Annotated in this window: 17 protein-coding genes; 8 read left to right on the top strand and 9 right to left on the bottom strand. The window is 34.7% G+C overall.

Annotated features, from left to right (window positions below):
• The first annotated feature begins 6 nt into the window (after positions 1–6).
• Genes ACPF9A_RS16240 through ACPF9A_RS16225 form a run of 4 tightly spaced genes read left to right on the top strand, consistent with a single transcriptional unit; the run spans position 7 to position 3401 of the window.
• Positions 7–846 carry a phytoene/squalene synthase family protein gene (locus ACPF9A_RS16240; RefSeq protein ID WP_423998514.1) on the top strand — a complete coding sequence of 280 codons (840 nt, stop codon included), beginning with the start codon at positions 7–9 and terminating at the stop codon, positions 844–846.
• A complete protein-coding gene (locus ACPF9A_RS16235) occupies positions 846–1292 on the top strand; it encodes a beta-carotene hydroxylase (RefSeq protein WP_423998513.1) in 447 nt (148 codons plus the stop codon). Before ACPF9A_RS16240 ends, ACPF9A_RS16235 begins: the two co-directional genes overlap by 1 nt.
• 2 nt (positions 1293–1294) lie before the next feature.
• A complete protein-coding gene (gene crtD / locus ACPF9A_RS16230; RefSeq protein WP_423998512.1) occupies positions 1295–2764 on the top strand; it encodes a 1-hydroxycarotenoid 3,4-desaturase CrtD in 1470 nt (489 codons plus the stop codon).
• Position 2765: 1 nt separating this feature from the next.
• Complete coding sequence (locus tag ACPF9A_RS16225; RefSeq protein ID WP_423998511.1) at positions 2766–3401, top strand: carotenoid biosynthesis protein; 636 nt, start codon at positions 2766–2768, stop codon at positions 3399–3401.
• Positions 3402–3403: 2 nt separating this feature from the next.
• Here ACPF9A_RS16225 and ACPF9A_RS16220 read toward each other — a convergent pair whose 3' ends face one another.
• From ACPF9A_RS16220 to ACPF9A_RS16190, 7 genes are all read right to left on the bottom strand, one after another.
• On the bottom strand, positions 3404–4102 hold the full coding sequence (locus tag ACPF9A_RS16220) for a DUF3291 domain-containing protein (RefSeq protein WP_423998510.1): 699 nt from the start codon (positions 4100–4102) through the stop codon (positions 3404–3406).
• A gap of 4 nt (positions 4103–4106) precedes the next feature.
• Positions 4107–4661, bottom strand: coding sequence for a TlpA family protein disulfide reductase (locus tag ACPF9A_RS16215; RefSeq protein ID WP_423998509.1), 555 nt, complete (start codon positions 4659–4661; stop codon positions 4107–4109).
• 78 nt (positions 4662–4739) lie between these two features.
• Entirely contained in the window at positions 4740–7013 is a 2274-nt protein-coding gene (locus ACPF9A_RS16210) for an aconitate hydratase (RefSeq protein WP_423998508.1), read from the bottom strand.
• Between the two features lie 168 nt (positions 7014–7181).
• On the bottom strand, positions 7182–9956 hold the full coding sequence (locus ACPF9A_RS16205; protein ID WP_423998507.1) for a bifunctional aconitate hydratase 2/2-methylisocitrate dehydratase: 2775 nt from the start codon (positions 9954–9956) through the stop codon (positions 7182–7184).
• Positions 9957–10319: 363 nt separating this feature from the next.
• Entirely contained in the window at positions 10320–11273 is a 954-nt protein-coding gene (locus tag ACPF9A_RS16200) for an AAA family ATPase (RefSeq protein WP_423998506.1), read from the bottom strand.
• A gap of 4 nt (positions 11274–11277) precedes the next feature.
• Positions 11278–12741 (bottom strand): peptidylprolyl isomerase, encoded by a 1464-nt coding sequence (locus ACPF9A_RS16195; RefSeq protein ID WP_423998505.1) that lies wholly within the window; start codon positions 12739–12741, stop codon positions 11278–11280.
• Entirely contained in the window at positions 12710–13510 is an 801-nt protein-coding gene (locus tag ACPF9A_RS16190) for a peptidyl-prolyl cis-trans isomerase (protein WP_423998504.1), read from the bottom strand. Before ACPF9A_RS16190 ends, ACPF9A_RS16195 begins: the two co-directional genes overlap by 32 nt.
• 306 nt (positions 13511–13816) lie before the next feature.
• Here ACPF9A_RS16190 and ACPF9A_RS16185 point away from each other — a divergent pair, with 306 nt between their 5' ends.
• From ACPF9A_RS16185 to ACPF9A_RS16170, 4 genes are all read left to right on the top strand, one after another.
• Positions 13817–14056: a hypothetical protein gene (locus ACPF9A_RS16185; protein WP_423998503.1), complete on the top strand. Its 240-nt coding sequence runs from the start codon at positions 13817–13819 to the stop codon at positions 14054–14056.
• A gap of 9 nt (positions 14057–14065) precedes the next feature.
• Complete coding sequence (locus ACPF9A_RS16180; RefSeq protein WP_423998502.1) at positions 14066–15196, top strand: serine hydrolase; 1131 nt, start codon at positions 14066–14068, stop codon at positions 15194–15196.
• An 18-nt stretch (positions 15197–15214) separates the two neighbouring features.
• Positions 15215–15958, top strand: coding sequence for a 23S rRNA pseudouridine(2604) synthase RluF (gene rluF, locus ACPF9A_RS16175; protein WP_423998501.1), 744 nt, complete (start codon positions 15215–15217; stop codon positions 15956–15958).
• A 105-nt stretch (positions 15959–16063) separates the two neighbouring features.
• Positions 16064–17374, top strand: a complete 1311-nt coding sequence (locus ACPF9A_RS16170) for a carboxypeptidase-like regulatory domain-containing protein (protein ID WP_423998500.1) — start codon at positions 16064–16066, stop codon at positions 17372–17374.
• A 96-nt stretch (positions 17375–17470) separates the two neighbouring features.
• On the opposite strand, the gene ACPF9A_RS16165 is transcribed toward ACPF9A_RS16170, so the two are convergent.
• Positions 17471–17983, bottom strand: a complete 513-nt coding sequence (locus tag ACPF9A_RS16165; protein WP_423998499.1) for a fasciclin domain-containing protein — start codon at positions 17981–17983, stop codon at positions 17471–17473.
• Positions 17984–18287: 304 nt separating this feature from the next.
• The gene (locus ACPF9A_RS16160; RefSeq protein ID WP_423998498.1) at positions 18288–20498 is read right to left on the bottom strand and encodes a RecQ family ATP-dependent DNA helicase; all 2211 of its coding nucleotides are present in this window, start codon (positions 20496–20498) and stop codon (positions 18288–18290) included.
• Positions 20499–20602 lie beyond the last annotated feature (104 nt).

The raw sequence follows: 20602 nt of genomic DNA, 5'->3' as shown, positions 1-20602 counted from the left end.
TAATTTATGAAAGATACTTTTGACCAAGTTTCATACCAATGCAGTAAGATTGTTACCAAACGATACAGTACTTCTTTTGCATTAGCCACCAATATGCTACACTCATCTATACGTGGTCATATTTATAATATATATGGTTTTGTTCGCTTTGCCGATGAAATCGTAGATACCTTTCATGACTATGATAAAGAAATTCTCTTTAATAAATTTGAAGAGGAACTTGAAGCTTCGTTACGAGATAAAATAAGTCTTAACCCTATTTTGAACTCTTTTCAACACACCTACCATGCCTTTAATATACCTAAGCATTTGGTAGACTCGTTTATGAAAAGTATGCGAATGGATCTGGTAAAGAACATATACCGCACCGATGCCGAGTATAAAGAATACATATATGGCTCTGCTGATGTTGTTGGCTTAATGTGCCTTCAGGTTTTTGTAAAGGGTGATGTAGAAGAATACAACAAATTAAAAGAATCGGCTATGGCTCTTGGATCAGCTTTTCAAAAAGTGAATTTCTTGAGAGATGTAAAAGCAGATTTTGAAGAATTAAACAGATCATATTTTCCCAATACCAATTTGAAAGAATTAGACGAAGCGTCTAAAAAACGAATTGTCGATGAAATAAAGGCAGACTTTAAAAAAGGGTATGAAGGAATTGTAGGATTACCCACCGAAGCAAAATTCGGAGTTTACACAGCTTATAAATACTATTATAAGTTATTATATAAATTACAATGTACACCGTCGTTAGAAATTAAAAATGCGCGAATTAGAGTCCCGAATTATCAGAAATTCGGATTGCTAGCGCGTTCTTATGTTAAATTTAAAATGAACTTGGTATAATGAATATAGTTATTGGAATTCTGATTTTTCTAGGAACATTCTTGTTTATGGAATTCATGGCGTGGTTTACGCACAAGTATGTAATGCATGGTTTTCTTTGGAGTCTTCATAAAGATCACCATAAAAAAGACCACGATTCGTGGTTCGAAAAAAACGATGCCTTCTTTATCTTTTATGCAATTGTTAGTATGTCTCTATTTTATACAGGCGCCAATGGATTTTGGTATGGGTACCCATTAGGCTTAGGAATTCTAGCTTACGGGATAGCCTATTTTTTAGTACACGACATATTTATTCACCAACGTTTTAAATTATTTAGAAATGCCAATAACTGGTATAGCAAAGGTGTTAGAAGAGCTCATAAAATGCATCATAAGCATTTAGGCAAAGGTGATGGCGAATGTTTTGGAATGTTGTTTGTTCCTTTCAAATATTTTAAAAAATAAAAATGCCAAAAGCTCTGGTCGTAGGTGCTGGCATAGGCGGCATTGCCAGTGCATTACGTTTACGAAAAAAAGGGTACGAAGTTACCGTAGTGGAAGCAAATGATTATCCTGGTGGCAAATTACATGCTATAGAAAAAGAAGGGTTTCGTTTCGATCTTGGTCCATCTTTATTTACTATGCCACATTTAGTTACTGAACTATTTGAATTATTCGGTAAAAATTCTGAAAACCATTTCCAATACAAACAAAAGGATACAATTTGTAATTACTTTTGGGAAGATGGACTTCGTTTTACGGCGGCTTCCAATAAAAATGATTTTATAGACCAGGCTGCAATAATTTTTGACGAACCGCATTCTAATATTTCAAGATACATAGATAAAAACAAAAAGAAGTACGAGTTAACTGCTCCTATTTTTCTTGAAAAAACGCTACATAAATTAGATACTTACTTATCGGTGCAAACTTTAAAATCCATTTTTCAAATGGGTATTTTAGATATTAACGATACATTAAACGAAACCAATAAGCGATTTTTCACCAATCCGAAACTAGTACAGTTATTCAACCGTTTTGCCACATATAATGGCTCATCACCATATAAAACTCCCGGTATTATGTCAATGATACCCCACTTAGAGATGGACTTTGGCACCTTTTTCCCAAAGGGTGGTATGCATCAAATTAGTTTAAGCTTATACAAATTAGCCTTAGATGAAGGCATCATATTCAATTTTAATGAAGAGATACAAGAGATTACCGTAGTCGATAATCAGGTAACCGGAGCTATTTCAACGAAAAACACTTATAAGTCAGATATCGTTGTTTCTAATATGGACATCTACCCTACCTATAGGCGTTTATTAAGAAAGCAAAAAGCTCCAGAAAAAACGTTGGCCCAAGAAAGATCTAGTTCCGCACTTATATTTTATTGGGGTATTAATAAAGAATTTCCAGAATTAGATTTACATAATATTCTTTTTAGTGAATTCTATGAACAAGAATTTAATGCAATTTTTAATGATAAATCACTATTCCACGACCCAACTGTTTATATCAATATCACCTCTAAAGACAATCCTTCAGATGCTCCTAAAGGAACTGAAAATTGGTTTGTAATGATAAATGCCCCTGGAAATTATGGCCAAGATTGGGAAATGCTAAAAGTAAAAGCACGTCAAAATATTATTTCAAAAATTAATAAAGTATTGAATATTGATCTAGATAAATTAATAATTACCGAACATATTTTAGACCCTGTTAATATTGAAAAAAACACAAGTTCATATCGTGGAGCGCTTTATGGGGCGGCAAGTAATAATAAATTTGCAGCATTTCTAAGACACCCAAATTTTTCTAACACAATTAAAAATTTATATTTCTGCGGAGGTTCTGTTCACCCAGGTGGCGGTATACCCTTATGCTTACTTTCCGCTAAAATTATAAGCGACCTTGTGCCAAAATCTAAATAATATGATTGAAGTATTCGTTAAAAATAAGGTGCGCTTAAGTGTTGGTGTAATATGGCTATTTCATATTTCTGCAATTATTGGAATATCATTGGGTTATTTAGACTGGTTCATAAAAAAAACACCCATAAATCTTGGACTATCTTTTTTACTGTTTTTGTTAATTTACCCTATTAACAATCTAAAAAAAACTGGTGCTTTACTCTTATTTTTTATTGGTGGTATGTTTGCCGAATGGCTTGGGGTAAACTATCAAATTTTATTTGGAGAATATAAATATGGAAGTAATTTTGGACCTAAGTTAGATGGTGTACCATATCTAATTGGAGCTTACTGGGCACTTTTAACCTTTATTACCGCAAGTATTTTAGACTTTACAAAGCTACCCTATAGAATTAAAATTATTGGAGCTGCAGGTTTAATGGTGCTTTTAGATTTTTCAATGGAAAAAAGCGCACCAATTTTTGACTTTTGGGAGTTTACCGGAGGTATGCCAACTTTTGAAAATTATTGGACCTGGTTTTTACTGGGGATTATATTTCAGGCTGTTGTAAAAATTTTAAATATTCAGGGCAACCGAACATTATCACTGAATTTATATTTGGCTCAGTTTATATTCTTTTTATATTTTTATTTCTAGGCTTAAAACGGAAGTTCATCAATACCATTCCACTTTCCTATAGATTTATAGGGTTGAAAGCGCGAAAATAATTCTTCACTATACCAATCTAGCTCTTTAGTTTTTACTATTGCCCTTGCATGTTCTTTGCTTCTATATGCAAATTGCTTTAAAGATTCTTCATCCTTCCAAATACTAAATGTAGCCATTTGCAAAAAGGGAACTTCCCCTATTCCTTTTGTATAAATTAATCCGTTATTACCTGCTAATGGTCTTTGAGAAGTTGGAACATACTTCCAAAATTTATATAATGACCCAATTTTTATCGTAGCCCTGGTAATTACCGCTATAAAAGGATTATTTTGACTAATAGTATCACTTTCTATAAAAGGATTTTTACCAGACCAAAACCCCCTAGATTTGGTGTTTTTTAAAAATAAGGTATACCGTTCTTCAGTCCTTTCTAGATATCGATCAATTAAATTAGAGGTTGAAAAAAAGTTATTTGCCGCTTCTTCATTTTCCCATATTTGAAGTAATGCATAAACCGACCAATCTGCAAAAGGATCAAAACCATCCTTTCCACTTCCCATGAGTTTATACTCTTGCAGTCCATTAACTTTTTTTAATGGGCTGTGCGCAAATTGCATCATTCCAAAAGCCCAAGCCTTATTGAAAAAAGTAGTATATCTAAAGAAGGTTATTGTTGTAATTTGAGACATCTGATCACTCTGATATCAATTCGTTTAAAAGCGTATTTACCTTTTCGTTACTCCAGTCTGCAATAGCATTCTGGTGTATAACGATAGTACCAGTTTTATCGATTACATAAGATCCTGGTGGCTTTAATAATGAAATCGGACTCGGTTCGCCTATAATTTGATAGGTTACCGGAAAAGTATACCCTTGCTCACTCATAAAAAGTTCTACAGGAGCTCTTTCCTCATTAGTAATGACATAAAACTTAACCTTATCACCATAGGTATCAAAAAGATATTGAATGTCTTTTAATTGCGCCTGTGATGGCATGTGCCAAGAAATCCAAAAAGTAACAAAAGCAACTTTACCTTTTGCTTCGTTGAAATTTATAAATTTCCAATTTTCGTCTTTTAACTTCCAATCGTAGTTGGCTATCTTACCTCTTTTATCAAGTTTTATAATTGTTGGTGAAGTAGCAAAAACCCTGTTGAGCATTATCTTACTATAATCACCTAAAGGAGTGACAAAAAAAGAAAGCACAAAAGCCATAATCAATAAGGTAAAAAACGTTTGTCTCTTCATAAAAGTTTAATAGGGGTCAAAACTAAAAAACTCCTGAACAATATCAGGAGTTTTCCTTATAAATTTTAAAGTATTGAATTAAGAGGCATTTTCTCTCTTAATCACATTTAAAGCAGAACCTTCTCTATACCACCCAATTTGAGCTTCATTATAAGTATGGTTTACTTTAATTACATCTTTACTACCATCTGCATGAACAACTTCTACGGTTAATTGTTTATCGGGAGCAAATTCTGCTATATCTATAAAGTTAAAAGTATCGTCTTCTTTTATAAGATCATAATCGCTTTCATTTGCGAAAGTTAACCCCAACATACCTTGTTTTTTAAGGTTTGTTTCGTGTATACGTGCAAAAGACTTAACGATTACTGCGGCAACACCAAGGTGACGAGGCTCCATTGCAGCATGCTCACGAGAAGAACCTTCACCGTAATTATGATCACCCACAACAATACTTCTTACGCCAGCTGCTTTATATGCACGTGCGGTATCTGGTACACCACCGAATTCACCATTCAATTGATTTTTAACCAAATTTGTCTTATGACCAAATGCGTTAACGGCACCGATTAAGCAGTTATTAGAAATATTATCTAAATGCCCACGGAAACGCAACCATGGTCCTGCCATAGAAATATGATCTGTTGTACACTTACCGTATGCCTTAATCAATAATTTGGCACCCATTAAACTTTCGTCTTTTATAGGTGTAAAAGGTTCTAACAACTGTAAACGTTCAGAATCTGCTGCAACTTTAACAACTACACCAGAGCCATCTGCATCTGGGGCAAGAAAACCTGCATCTTCTACTTCGAAACCTTTTGGAGGTAACTCCCACCCTGTTGGTTCGTCAAACATTACTTCTTCGCCTTTTTCGTTGATCAATTTATCCGTCATCGGGTTAAAATCTAATCTACCGGCAATTGCAATTGCCGCTGTAATTTCTGGTGAAGCTACAAAGGCATGTGTATTTGGGTTACCATCTGCACGTTTTGCAAAGTTTCTGTTGAAAGAGTGAACGATACTGTTCTTAGGCGCATTTTTAGGATCACTGTAACGTGCCCATTGACCAATACATGGTCCGCATGCGTTGGTAAAAATCTTGGCATCTAATTTCTCGAAAATTCCAAGAATACCATCACGTGCAGCAGTATAACGTACTTGCTCAGAACCAGGGTTGATCCCTAATTCAGCCTTCATTTTTATTCCTTTATCAATAGCTTGTTGTGCAATAGATGAAGCTCTAGACAAATCTTCATATGAGGAGTTGGTACAAGAACCAATCAATCCCCATTCTACAGCTAAAGGCCATTCGTGAGAAGTCGCTTTTTCTGTCATGTCTTTACCTACTTTAGTAGATAAATCTGGAGTAAAAGGTCCGTTCAATAATGGTGTTAATTCTGATAAATTGATTTCAATAACCTCATCAAAATATTGCTCAGGATTTGTATACACTTCTGCATCGGCAGTTAAATGTTCTTTTACTTGGTTTGCAGCATCGGCGATATCAGCTCTATCGGTAGCTCTTAAATAGCGCTCCATAGATTCGTCATATCCAAAAGTTGAAGTTGTAGCCCCTATTTCTGCACCCATGTTACAAATTGTACCCTTACCAGTACATGATAAAGACTTAGCACCAGAACCAAAATATTCAACGATTGCCCCTGTTCCACCTTTTACGGTAAGAATTTCGGCAACTTTTAATATCACATCTTTAGGTGCTGTCCATCCAGAAATAGTTCCTGTTAACTTTACACCTATTAGTTTCGGGAATTTAAGTTCCCAAGCCATACCTGCCATTACATCAACAGCATCTGCACCACCAACACCAATAGCGACCATACCTAGACCACCTGCATTTACTGTATGTGAATCGGTACCGATCATCATCCCGCCAGGGAAAGCATAATTTTCTAAAACTACTTGGTGAATAATACCTGCACCTGGTTTCCAGAAACCAATTCCATATTTATTAGAAACAGATTCTAAGAAATCAAATACTTCTGCACTTGTAGTATTTGCTGATTTTAAATCGGCAGTGGCACCATTTTTAGCCTGGATCAAGTGATCACAGTGCACAGTTGTCGGTACCGCAACCTTTGGCTTGCCCGCCTGCATAAATTGCAATAACGCCATTTGAGCGGTTGCATCTTGACAAGCAATACGATCAGGAGCAAAATCAACATAATCTTTTCCTCTCGCGAATGCTTTGGTTGGCGTGCCTTCCCACAAGTGAGAATATAAAATTTTTTCTGAAAGAGTAAGTGGCTTACCCACAATCTCTCTTGCTTTGTCTACACGATCCGACATGGAAGCGTAAACCTTTTTAATCATATCTATGTCAAAAGCCATAAAATCTATTTATATAAATTGTTATTCTATCTTACCTGTACAATATACGAAATGTACAATGAATTTAAAACCGCATTTGAAATAAAGAATATCTACAAAAAAATGCAACAAAAAAAGAGCCTGAGTTAACTACTCAGGCTCTTTTACTACTATATAATTTGAAATTAGTTACCTAACCAACTGTTTTGTAGAAGGTTTAAACTTCGTTAAAACAATACCGTCTACTGCAGCTTCATATTCTGCCATAGTAGGGGTTCTACCTAAAATGGTAGATAATACTACTACTGGAGTAGAAGATAACAACGATTCCCCTTTTTTCTCACCAGAATCTTTTACAACTCTACCTTGAAATAAACGGGTAGATGTTGCCATTACCGTATCACCTGGTTCTGCTTTTTCTTGGTTACCCATACATAGGTTACACCCTGGTCGTTCTAAATATAGCATGTTTTCGTACTTGGTACGTGCCAAACCTTTTGGTGCGTTATCGTCGAATTCGAAGCCTGAGTATTTTACTAAAACATCCCAATCGCCCTCTGCTTTCAACTCATCAACAATATTGTATGTCGGTGGTGCAACAACTAATGGTGCTTTAAATTCCACTTTACCATATTGAGCCTCTACATTTTTCAACATTTGAGCTAATATTTTCATATCGCCTTTATGAACCATACAAGAGCCTACGAAACCTAAATCTACTTTCTTAGTGCCACCATAGTAAGATAATGGTCTAATATTATCATGTGTATAACGTTTAGAAACATCATCATTATTTACATCTGGATCTGCAATCATTGGTTCAGATATTTCATCTAAATCAATAATTACTTCGGCATGATATTTAGCGTTTGCATCTGGTCTTAAAGAAGGTTTGATTCCCGTTTTAAGTTCTGTAATTCTAGTTTCTGCCTTATTAACTAAACCTTGAAGTACTCCCTTGGCATTGTCCATTCCTTTCTCGATCATGATTTGGATACGACCTTTTGCTATCTCTAAAGACTCAATTAAGGTATCATCTTCAGAAATACAAATAGATGCTTTAGCTTTCATTTCCGCGGTCCAATCAGTAAATGTAAAAGCTTCATCGGCGGTTAATGTACCTATATGAACTTCTATTACACGACCTTGAAATACGTTTTCGCCACCAAACTGCTTTAACATTTGAGATTGCGTTGCATGTACCACATCACGGAAATCCATATAAGATTTCATTTGTCCTTTAAAAGTTACTTTAACCGACTCAGGTATTGGCATTGAAGCCTCACCTGTAGCCAACGCTAAAGCTACCGTACCAGAATCTGCACCGAAAGCAACACCTTTAGACATACGTGTATGCGAATCTCCACCAATAATGATGTCCCAATCACCAACTGTAATATCATTCAATACTTTATGAATAACATCTGTCATCGGAAAATATTTTCCTTTTGGATCACGACCGGTAATTAAACCAAAATCGTTCATAAAGCTCATTAATCTTGGAATGTTAGCTTTAGATTTATCATCCCAAACGGATGCCGTATGACAACCAGATTGATATGCTCCATCAACAATTGGAGAAATAACCGTTGCGGCCATCATCTCTAATTCTTGAGAAGTCATTAAACCTGTGGTATCTTGAGATCCTACAATATTTACCTCTGCACGTACATAAGAACCAGCGTGCAAAGTTGCACCCGATGTACCTACTGCATTTCTATTGAATATTTTTTCTACCGCTGTTAAACCTTGACCTTCAATAGTAATTTCTTTTGAAGGAGCGTATACAGGCACTACAGGTATACCTAAAACTTTAGATGCAAAAGTTTGTAGTTTTTTACCGAACACAACAGCGTAAGATCCACCTGCTTTCATAAACTCCATTTTTTGCGGAGTAAATGCTGCAGAAATATCTTTCAATTCTACTTTACCGTGATAAAGTTTTTTCTCTTTAGTATTTATGGTAAGTACTGTACCTGTAGCTACAGAATACATTTGCTTTAAAATTGGCTCACCATCTGCATCAACAACAGTATTACCAGCCTCATCTTTTTGCTTTACCCAGTTTTTAAGATCTAAACCAATACCACCGGTTACACCAACAGTGGTCAAGAAAATTGGAGCGATACCATTCGTGCCAGCGATAACTGGAGCAAAATTGATAAATGGCACATATTTGCTAAAAGGCACCCCTGTCCATAATGCTACGTTGTTCACGCCAGACATTCTAGAAGAACCAACACCCATTGTACCTTTCTCGGCAATAAGCATCACACGCTTATCAGGATGTTGCTCTTTTAAAGCCAATAATTCATTTTGCATGTCTTTATTGTGCTCAAACATACATTGACCATGTAACTCACGATCTGATCTTGAGTGTGCATCGCCACCTGGCGATAATAAATCTGTAGAAATATCACCGACACCAGCAATATAAGTTACTACTTCTATTTCTTCTTCAATTTCAGGAAGCTTCGTAAAAAACTCTGCCTTAGCGTAGCTTTCTATAATATCTTTTGCAATTGAACTACCACTTTTTAAAGCATCCTCTAAACGAGAAGTATCAGCCTCATATAGAAAAACCTGTGTTTTTAAAACATCGGCTGCTTGTTTTGCCAATGCAACATCAGATCCCAAAGCGACATCTAATAACACTTTAACCGAAGGGCCACCCTTCATGTGAGATAATTGTTCAAAAGCAAATGCTGGCGTAATTTCTTTTACAACCGATTCACCAAGAATAATTTCTTTTAAAAATTTAGCTTTAACACTGGCAGCACTAGTGGTACCAGGTAAAACGTTATAGATAAAAAACTGAAGAGAATCTTCTCTGTATTCATTATCTACATCTTTAATCTGCTCAATAATTTTGCTAAGTAATTCAGCTCCATCAATCGGCTTCGGGTGAAGACCCTGACCTTTACGATCTTCGATCTCCTTTAGGTAATCTTTATAAATGCTCATTAAAAAGTAATTTGAATATTAATTTTGGAATAATATTGAGGTCCGATTTTCATCATCGTAACAGTAGAATTGAAGATAAATGTACTATCACAATTGGTCCAATTTGGATGATAACCTTGATTTTTGAATACTACTATGTTGAATAAGAGCAGAATAGTCGCCAATAATCATATTAAAAGTCATCCGTTATATAATTTTAGATTAACGCAATTCAGTAAAATTACGCATTATAGAACGCATTTAAAACTAAATAAGTATGATAAGGAGCTTTTTATCAAATGAAGTAAAAAGACAAGTGTTCTAAAACAAATTCGTGATATATACTAATAAATATAAGAAAGGCTTTAAAAAATGGTACTTCGATTAAAGCAATTTATTTATAATATCTTCTTCGCTGATACCTTCTGCCTCAGCTTTGTAGTTTTTAATGATACGATGACGTAATATTCCCTTTACCACGGCATGTACATCTTCAATATCAGGTGAGAATTTACCATGAATAGCTGCATTTGCCTTTGCTCCCAAAATAAGATTCTGAGAAGCTCTCGGACCTGCACCCCAATCTAAATACTGCTTTACATAATCTGAAGCCGAGTCAAGATTAGGTCTTGTACTATTCACTAATTTAACTGCATACTCGACAACATTATCGGCAACAGGTATTCTGCGCACCAACTCTTGAATATCAATAATATCTTTTGCGTTAAATAGCGGGTTAACCACCTGCTTTCTATCTGCAGTCGTATTTTTAACTACTTGAATTTCTTCTGCTATAGAGGGGTATTTTAATTCAATAGCAAACATAAAACGGTCTAACTGCGCTTCAGGTAACGGGTAAGTACCTTCTTGCTCAATTGGGTTTTGTGTAGCTAAAACGAAGTATGGTAATTCTAGTTTATGTTGATGACCTGCAATAGTTACCGCCCTTTCTTGCATCGCTTCTAAAAGTGCTGCCTGAGTTTTTGGGGGAGTTCTATTGATCTCATCTGCCAAAATAATATTTGAAAATATTGGACCTTTTATAAACTTAAAGTTTCTATTCTGGTCTAACACTTCACTACCAAGAATATCACTTGGCATTAAATCTGGCGTAAATTGTATTCTTTTAAAATCAAGACCTATTGCCTGGGCGATGGTATTGACCATTAAAGTTTTTGCCAAGCCTGGCACGCCGATCAACAATGAGTGACCACCTGTGTAAATAGAAAGCAGTATCTGCTCAATAACCTCATCTTGACCTACAATGATTTTGGCTATTTCCTTTTTAAGCTCCGCATGTTTTACTACTAGGCGTTCTATTGCTGCAACGTCTGACATATATTTATTCTTTTACCCATTTATTAGCGAAATCACAATTTTGATTGTCTTCATTAACGCTTATATAGGTATCCTTAATATATTTGTCCATCCATTTTTTAATGGCGTTGTATTTCTTCTCGGTAAGTGCTAATTCTTGAATTTTAGTATAATCTTTAGAGAAATCGGCAACATGTTCATCGTACCTGTTGGTAATTTTCAAAATTTTATATTTCGGTGCACCACCTCTTGGATCTTCTTCTAATACAGGATATGTAATTTCATTATCCTTCAAGTTCTGGACTTGATTATAAAGTGTCGGATCCATTTTAGTCAATTCAAACTTAGAATCGAAATTTACAGGATTACGTAACAATCCGCCATCAAACTTCGTTTCTTTTTCATCAGAGAAATTTAAAGCAGCCTCTGCAAAAGTAAATTCTCCATCAATTATTTTCTTACGAATACTATCCAACTCAGCTTTTAACTCATCCAATACATTTTGTGAAATTTCTGGTATAACTAGAATATGACGTATATCCCTTTCTTGACCTCTAATTTTTTCAACGTATATTATATGATAACCAACATCGGTTTTAAAAGGTTCAGAAACTTCACCTTCTCTTAAACTAAAGGCGACATCTTTAAAATTCTTATAAAATCCACTTTCTTTGGTAATCGTATAAAAACCACCTTTTGTATTTGACCCAGGATCTTGAGAATACAAAATAGCCTTTACACTAAAACTAGAATCATTATCCTCTACATCTGCCTTAATTTGGTTCAACTTATCAATAACCTTTTGCTTTTCTTCTTCAGATGGTTCTGGCTCTTTTGTAATCTGGGCAATTTCTAACTCAGCACCAAATACCGGGCGCTCATCTTCAGAAATCTTATTAAAGAACTGACGAACCTCTTCAGGTGTAATTTCAATCTCTTTAATAATATCTTGTTGCATACGCTCAGACAGCATACGTAACTTATTTATTTTATAAAGCTCTTCTCTAAAGCTAGATTCATCTTCTTTTTTGTAGTACTTCAACACCTTGTCCATAGAACCGATCTGCTGTACTAATGATTGTAATTGACGATCACCAGTAGCATTTACCTCATCATCTGACACCAAAATACTATCTTGAACTGCTTGATTAGCGTACAAACGATCTTCCATCAACTTTCCTAGAAGTCCGCAATGCGTAATATCTTCTGTAGATGCACCTTGACTTTTAAGATCTATAAGTGTTTTCTCAATATCAGAATCTAAGATTACATAATCGCCAACAACTGCAGCGATACCATCTAATTTAATTCTCTTGAAATTAATTGCCGAGTCTCTTTTAACGGGAGTAGCTTCTGCAATAGCTTCCATTGGCTCTATCTGTTCTTCTTGAACATTTGGTATAGAATCTTGTGCTGTTACAATACCTGAGAACAGCAACACTGCACCGATGTAAATACTATTTTTTGTTTTCGAAAAGTTCAAATTCATTATCCTTGATTGCTTCATCTAATAATTCAGTTTCTAATTTGCGTAGGTAGTCCATTTTTCTACGACTTAATAAAACTTGTTCTATGGTAGGCTTTATAAAGGACAAAGGTGCAATATCATTAACATCTTTAATTTCCTCTATTTGTCCCAAATATACCCCGATTGAATCCTCCAATTCAAAAAATTGTGAATTTTTTAAGTACTTATTGGCGTTGTCGACGTTTATTGGCGGTATTTCTTCAAATATTCTAGTGTAGCGTACCCAAATAGAATCATTAAAATTCAGTTTATTAAACTGAACACCAATGGAATCTAAATATCGAACATCATCTTTTTTAAATCTCTTTAGTCTTTTACCTACCTCATCTTGATCTAAAAAACCTTTAGGTAGCGCTACAAAGCGAATTCTTGCTATGCGCTCTTTAAGCTTAAAATTCTCTTTACCTTTTTCGTAAAAATCCTTCAATTGCTCATCGGTAATTACAGAATCTGTAGCCTGTGCAACCAAAGCTTCTTTATAAACACGTGTGTATAAATCGGTTCTATAATCATCGACCAAAGCGTTATACTCTGCAAGTTTTTCTTCAGATAAATTAATTTTAGCCTTAGAAAGCAATAGTTGTTTGGAAGCCCAATTATTTATGTAATTTGTAGCAAAAGAAGCACTGTCCCCTTTTGTCATATTTTCTGTTAACAACGGCTCTAAGTCTTCTTGATATAAAAAGCGCTCGCCTACCCTAGCGATAACTTTTCTTTCTTCTTCTTTCATAAAAAGACCGTCGCATGAAATAAAGACGATAGAAATTAACCCTATGGTTATTATAGGATAAAATTTTCGGAGTAAAAACATTGATTTCTTAAAAAACATCGAGCAAAAATAGTAATTACCAAATCGTGTGCAAATGCTTCATGATTTACTTAACACGTTTTTAGGGATTACAAGATATAACAAATACCTAATAATCAATTAAAATTAGCAATTGAGAAAATTGTAATCTGACCGCGAACTCACTATAAACTGCCATTTTTTAGGTAAATTTGTATACTTATATTTTTAATTTAACACCACTTATTTTTGAACAGACAAATAAAATTAATTTGGGATTTTCGGGGTCCGGCAGCATTAAAAACTGCAGAACATCATGTTAAGCACCTTAATGAATTTATAGCTATTGAGAAAACCGCATTGAACATTACGGGTTTCAAAGAACTTAATGATATGTATAGCATTGCATTTATGGTGGTAGAAGAGAAAGAAATGATAACGGTAAGAGATATATTGAAACCGCACAGAGGTGAAGTTTACACCCCCTAAAATATGACTATGAAGCATTTTCTTCTTTTTATATGCCTTGTACTTTTATTCTCTTGCGCCCAAGAAAAGCAGAATTTAAATTTTCTTGAAGTCGCACTATCCTCAAATGACTCAAGAATTAAAAGGGTAATGGATAGCTTAGATAATTATCAAGTTCAAATACGATACACACAGATAGATAGAAGAAATGACAGTGTTATTTTTACCGACTACGATTTTCAGGTTAATGATAGCATATATTTTTACCCAGCGAGTTCGGTAAAGTTTCCCGTGGCGGTATTAGCTTTAGAAAAGCTTAACCAAATAGATAGCTTAACCTTAAACACCAGATATTACATAGAAGGTGATACAATTGAAAGTACGGTAGCCAAAGATGTATCTCAAATTTTTGCGGTAAGCGATAATCTAGCAAATAATAGACTGGTCGAATTTTTAGGCTTTGAAGCTATTAATCAGAATTTAACCGACAAAGGTATTTCACCAGTTAGAATAAGTCATCGATTAGGGTATAATTCAGATGACTTAAGAACCAAACCATTAATAGTTTACTTAAACGATTCAACAACGGGTATCACCAAGTCTTTACTCGATAAAACTCCGAAACAGTTAGCGGTACTGAACATTAAAAAAGGAAAAGGTTATTATGAAAATGATGAGCTAATTCAGGTCCCGTTCGATTTCGGCCTAAAAAACTATTATCCTATTTCATCTCAGCATAACCTATTAAAAAGAGTGATATTTCCAGAGAATTTCGATGCATCAGAACGATTTCATATAAGCAATGATCAGCGCGAATATCTTCTAAAAGCGATGCACACTGTGCCTCAAAAACTGGGTTACGATGCAACCACCTATTACGATGGCTACTGTAAGTTCTTTATTTATGGTGATACTAAAGATACTATACCAGAGCATATAGAAATTTATAATAAAGTAGGATTTGCTTACGGTACGCTAACCGATTGCGCATATATAAAAGACACAGAAAAGAATATAGACTTTCTTTTAACAGCAACTATTTTGGTCAACAAAGATGGTATCTTTAATGACGACGCCTATGAATATGATGAAATCGGAATTCCGTTTTTAGCGCAGTTAGGACGAGAGATCTACAATCAAGAAGTAAATAGAAAACAATAATAGAACAGTAAGTTGACTATGCAAGACGACACTAATAAAACAAGAATTAACAAATACCTAAGTGAAGCTGGTTATTGCTCGCGTAGAGCTGCAGACAAACTTATTGATCAGGGTAGAGTTACCATAAATGGAGAGGTACCAGAAATGGGTACTAAAATATCAGCTGGTGATGTTGTTAAAGTTGACGGCGAGCTAATAAAAGAACCAAAAGGAAAATCGACCTATTTGGCATTCAACAAACCTGTAGGTATTGTTTGTACGACAGATACCGGTGTTGAAAAAGATAACATTATAGATTATATTAATTACCCAAAACGTATTTTCCCTATTGGTAGATTAGATAAACCTAGTGAGGGACTCATATTCTTAACCGATGATGGTGATATTGTAAATAAAATTTTGCGTGCCCGTAATAACCACGAAAAAGAATATTTGGTAACTGTAGACAAACCTATTACTATAGATTTTTTAAATCGGATGCGAAGAGGCATTCCTATTCTAGACCAAGTAACAAGAGAATGTGAAGTCTTTGAAGTAAGCACATATCAATTCAGAATAATTCTTACCCAAGGTCTTAACCGTCAAATTCGTAGAATGTGCGAGTATTTAGACTATAGGGTAAAGAAATTGAAACGAATTAGGATTATGAATGTTCAACTAGATATACCTGTCGGAAAATGGCGTGATCTTACCGAAGAAGAATTAAAAGAGATAAATAGATTAGTTAGTACGTCATCAAAAACATTTGATAGCAAGAAATAATCATTACATACTAGCTATTTTTTCTAAAGGTCAGCACAGTTAATTTAAGAAAAAATAAGGCCTTAATTGACTAAAAATCATTATCTTAAAACAAAAAGTTACGCTATGTCAAGAAAAAACTTTAACGCTATTAAACCTCTAAGTTTAAAGTATGTATTGGTTCTGTTTTTTTTAACAGGATCTATGTTTACGACCATCAATGCACAAACGAACAACTTTACAGAGTATTCTGGTGAAGTTGTAGATGCAGAAAGTAAAAAACCTTTGGTTTTTGCAACCTTAACAATCAATAATACCAACGTTACTACCATTACGAACTCTGAAGGACAATTTTCCCTTAAAGTACCCAATGAGTACCTCAGCAACAACCTAACAATTAGCTTTTTAGGCTATAAGACCAAGCAAATAGCTATTACTCAATTAGAACTGGAGAAGAATAAAATAGTTATGGATGAGTTTGTCGTTGCACTAGCTGAAGCGCGTATCGATGCTCCAAACGATGCAGAAGCCTTAGTCAAAGAAACTCTGGACAAAAAAGGTGATAATTACCTAGATGAAAATACGGTAATGACCGCTTTTTACAGAGAAACGATTAAGAAAAGAAAAACCAATGTTAGTCTTTCTGAGGCAGTTGTAAATATATACAAAACTCCATATTCCTCTAATAAGACCGATGCTCTTGAGCTTTATAAAGCACGTAAAAGCACCGACTATTCTAAATTAGATACAGTTGCATTAAAATTACAAGGTGGTCCGTTCAACACCTTATTTGTTGATATGGTAAAGTATCCAAATTATATATTCACCGAAAAGACATTGAAATATTACGATTTCTCGTTCGATACTTCGACCCGTGTAAATGATCAATTAATATATGTTATAGATTTTAAACAAAAGCCTGAAATTATTGATCCCTTATATAATGGTAAATTATATATAGATGCAAAGAACAAAATTTTAACCAGTGCTGTATATTCTTTAAACATTACCGATAAGAGATTAGCATCTCAAATGTTCGTGCGAAGAAAGCCGAAGAATGCCGAGGTTTGGCCAACAGAGGTTTCGTACCGAGTCGACTACCGCGAGAAAAATGGTAAATGGTACTATGGGTATAGCAATGTACTTTTAGAATTTAAAATTAATTGGGACAAGCGCTTGTTCAATTCTGTCTACAGCATGAGCTGTGAAATGGCAATTACCGACTGGGAAAAGAATATAGACAACAGTATACCCAAGTCTAAAGACAGAATGAAGTCCTCTATTATATTAAGTGACGAGGCAATCGGTTTTGCTGATCCAGATTTCTGGGGAGAATATAATATCATAGAACCTGAGAAATCAATTGAATCTGCGATTAAGAAAATACAGAGACAATTGCGAAAAGACAAATCTGGTAGTGGTACAGCGGCACGCTAAAAAAATAAAGATTTTAAGTAGTGTTTAGAAAAAATCCCTTTGCTATTCTGTTGAAAGAATAACAAAGGGATTTTTATTACTTGTAATATATTGAACTTATTTTGGCATTACTACAGAATCTATAGCATGAATTACTCCGTTACTAGCTGCTACGTCAGCCATTACAACAGTTGCCATATTTCCCTTTTCATCTTTTAACATCACTTTATCTCCATTTAAGGATAAAGTAATTGTACCACCTTGTACTGTCTTTACAGCAAAAGAACCGCTGTTATCTGTTATAGCTTTAATAACATCAGAAGCCATAAACTTACCAGATACTACATGATACGTTAACAAACCACTTAGGGCATCTTTACTGCTTGGCTCTAACAAAGATTCAACTGTACCAGCTGGTAAGGCTTCGAATGCACTATTTACAGGAGCAAAAACGGTAAACGGTCCTTCACTACTTAATGTTTCAACCAAATCGGCAGCTGTAACAGCCGCAACTAAAGTTGTAAAATTGTCATTTGATACCGCTACATCTACAATAGTTTCTGACTGAGCGTAAATGTTCGTTGCAAATAATGTAATTGCACTTAATAATGTAATTTTTAAAATTTTCATAGTTCCTTTTTTTAAATTTCTGTAAAAGTATAACGGAACTTCAACTAATAGTCTTAAATTTTGTTTAAAATTTTAATAAAAAAGTTAAACAGTTTTTAAATAACTAATAATCAATTACTTAACAGGTTAAATTAAAGATACAAAACCTATAACCAATTTTATTACAAGGCAAATAGCACATTTTCAACAAAAAATCTACCTGTAAATAGTATTTCAAATTCTATTTACACTAGACTCAAAATAAAAATCCATCAAACTAACAAAGAGAGTTTGATGGATTTTATAAATAAATAATTTATGCAGATTAATTCGCCACTTCACTAATAAATTTTAAACGGTAGAGTCTTAATTCCTCTTCCTCATAATCACCATCAAATTCAGCCATAGCCTCTTCTAAATCGTCAGTATCGGCTTCTAAAAAGTATTCATGAATTTCTTCTTGCTGATCCTCGTCTAAAATCTCATCGATCCAATAATTGATGTTCAACTTGGTACCACTGTATACAATTTGTTCCATCTCTTTAATCAAGTCCGGAATTTCTAATCCTTTTGATGAAGCAATATCAGATAAGGGAAGTTTTCTGTCCACATTCTGTATGACATATAATTTCAACGCAGAATTTGCACCTGTACTCTTTACTACAAGGTCATCTGGTCTAATAATTTCATTCTCCTCAACATAGGTATTTATAAAAGCTAGAAAGGGTTTACCGTATTTCTTCGCCTTACCTTCACCTACACCATGAACATTTAATAACTCCTCATGCGAAATTGGGTATTTCAGCGCCATATCTTCTAAAGATGGATCCTGAAATACTACAAACGGGGGCACACCTAATTTCTTCGCCTGCGCTTTTCGCAAATCTTTTAATTGCTTCAATAATTTTTCATCGGCAATACCACCAGATTTTGCGGCACCTACAATAGCATTATCATTTTCAGCATTATACACATGATCTTTGGTCATCATAAAAGATGATGGTTTACTTAAAAATGCCTTACCATTATCAGTTACGTGTAATACGCCATATTGCTCTATCTCTTTTCTAAGAAGTCCGGCAACCAAGGTTTGGCGAATCAACGCCATCCAATAGCTTTTATCTTTATCAGAACCAATGCCAAAAAATTCTTTTTCATTGGTTTTATGCGAAGAAATAATTGCGTTCATTTTACCACGCAATGTATTTACAATCTCCTTAGATTTAAATTTCTCACTAGTACCTGTTACAACTTTAAGCAGCTTTTCAACATTATCTTTAGCTTCTTCCTTCTCTTTAGGGTTTCTGGTATTATCATCCATTTCGGCACCATCACCATTAACATCATCAAACTCTTCACCAAAATAATGAAGCATGAATTTACGTCTAGACATCGATGTCTCAGCATATGCTACAACTTCCTGCAAAAGTGCATTCCCAATTTCTTGTTCAGCGACCGGTTTACCCGACATAAATTTTTCTAACTTCTCAATATCTTTATAGGAGTAATACGCCAAACAATGCCCTTCGCCACCATCACGACCAGCTCTACCGGTTTCTTGATAGTAACTTTCTATACTTTTCGGAATATCGTGGTGAATTACAAAACGTACATCTGGCTTATCGATTCCCATACCAAAGGCAATGGTAGCAACGACCACATCTACATCTTCCATCAAGAACATATCTTGATATTTCGATCTTGTTTTCGCATCAAATCCTGCGTGATAAGGCACGGCACTTACACCGTTTACTTGCAAAACCTGTGCTAACTCCTCAACCTTTTTGCGGCTTAGACAATATATAATTCCTGATTTACCTGAATTTTGCTTTACAAAACGAATAATATCAGCTTCAATATTCTCTGTTTTGGTACGTACTTCGTAAAATAGGTTAGGTCGGTTAAATGAAGCTTTAAACAGCTTCGCACCTCCAATACCTAAATTCTTAATAATATCTTCTTGTACTTTAGGTGTCGCGGTAGCTGTAAGACCGATAATCGGAATATTCTCTCCCAGACGCTCCACTATTGATTTAAGATTTCTATACTCAGGTCTAAAATCATGACCCCACTCAGAAATACAATGTGCCTCATCTACAGCCACGAAAGAAACCGTAACTGAACGCAAGAATTCTACATTCTCTTCTTTAGTCAATGATTCTGGCGCTACATATAACAATTTAGTAACACCATCTGTTATATCTTGCTTTACCTGCTTGATTTCACCTTTATTTAAAGATGAGTTTAGCACATGGGCAATTCCTATTTCAGAAGAAACTCCACGAATGGCATCTACTTGATTCTTCATTAAAGCGATTAATGGAGATACAATAATTGCCGTACCCTCTTGCATAAGCGCAGGCAATTGGTAGCAAAGAGATTTACCACCACCAGTGGGCATGATTACAAACGTATTATTCTGTCGTAAAACATTTTTGATTACTTCTTCTTGAAGTCCTTTAAATTGAGAAAAACCAAAAAACTTTTTTAAAGAGGAATGTAAATCGATATTGTCAAATTCTTTACTGTCTGTCACATTTTACATTTAAGGGGACACTACTTGCTTTTAAATTTATAAGCGAACAAAATTACAAAATACCAGACTTGGCGTTTCTAAATTATTATGCGATAATCGACATA

Source organism: Maribacter sp. IgM3_T14_3 (assembly GCF_049603095.1).
Lineage (GTDB): Bacteria > Bacteroidota > Bacteroidia > Flavobacteriales > Flavobacteriaceae > Maribacter.
Note: the sequence above shows the minus strand (reverse complement) of the source record. Positions and strands in the feature narration are given on the sequence as shown.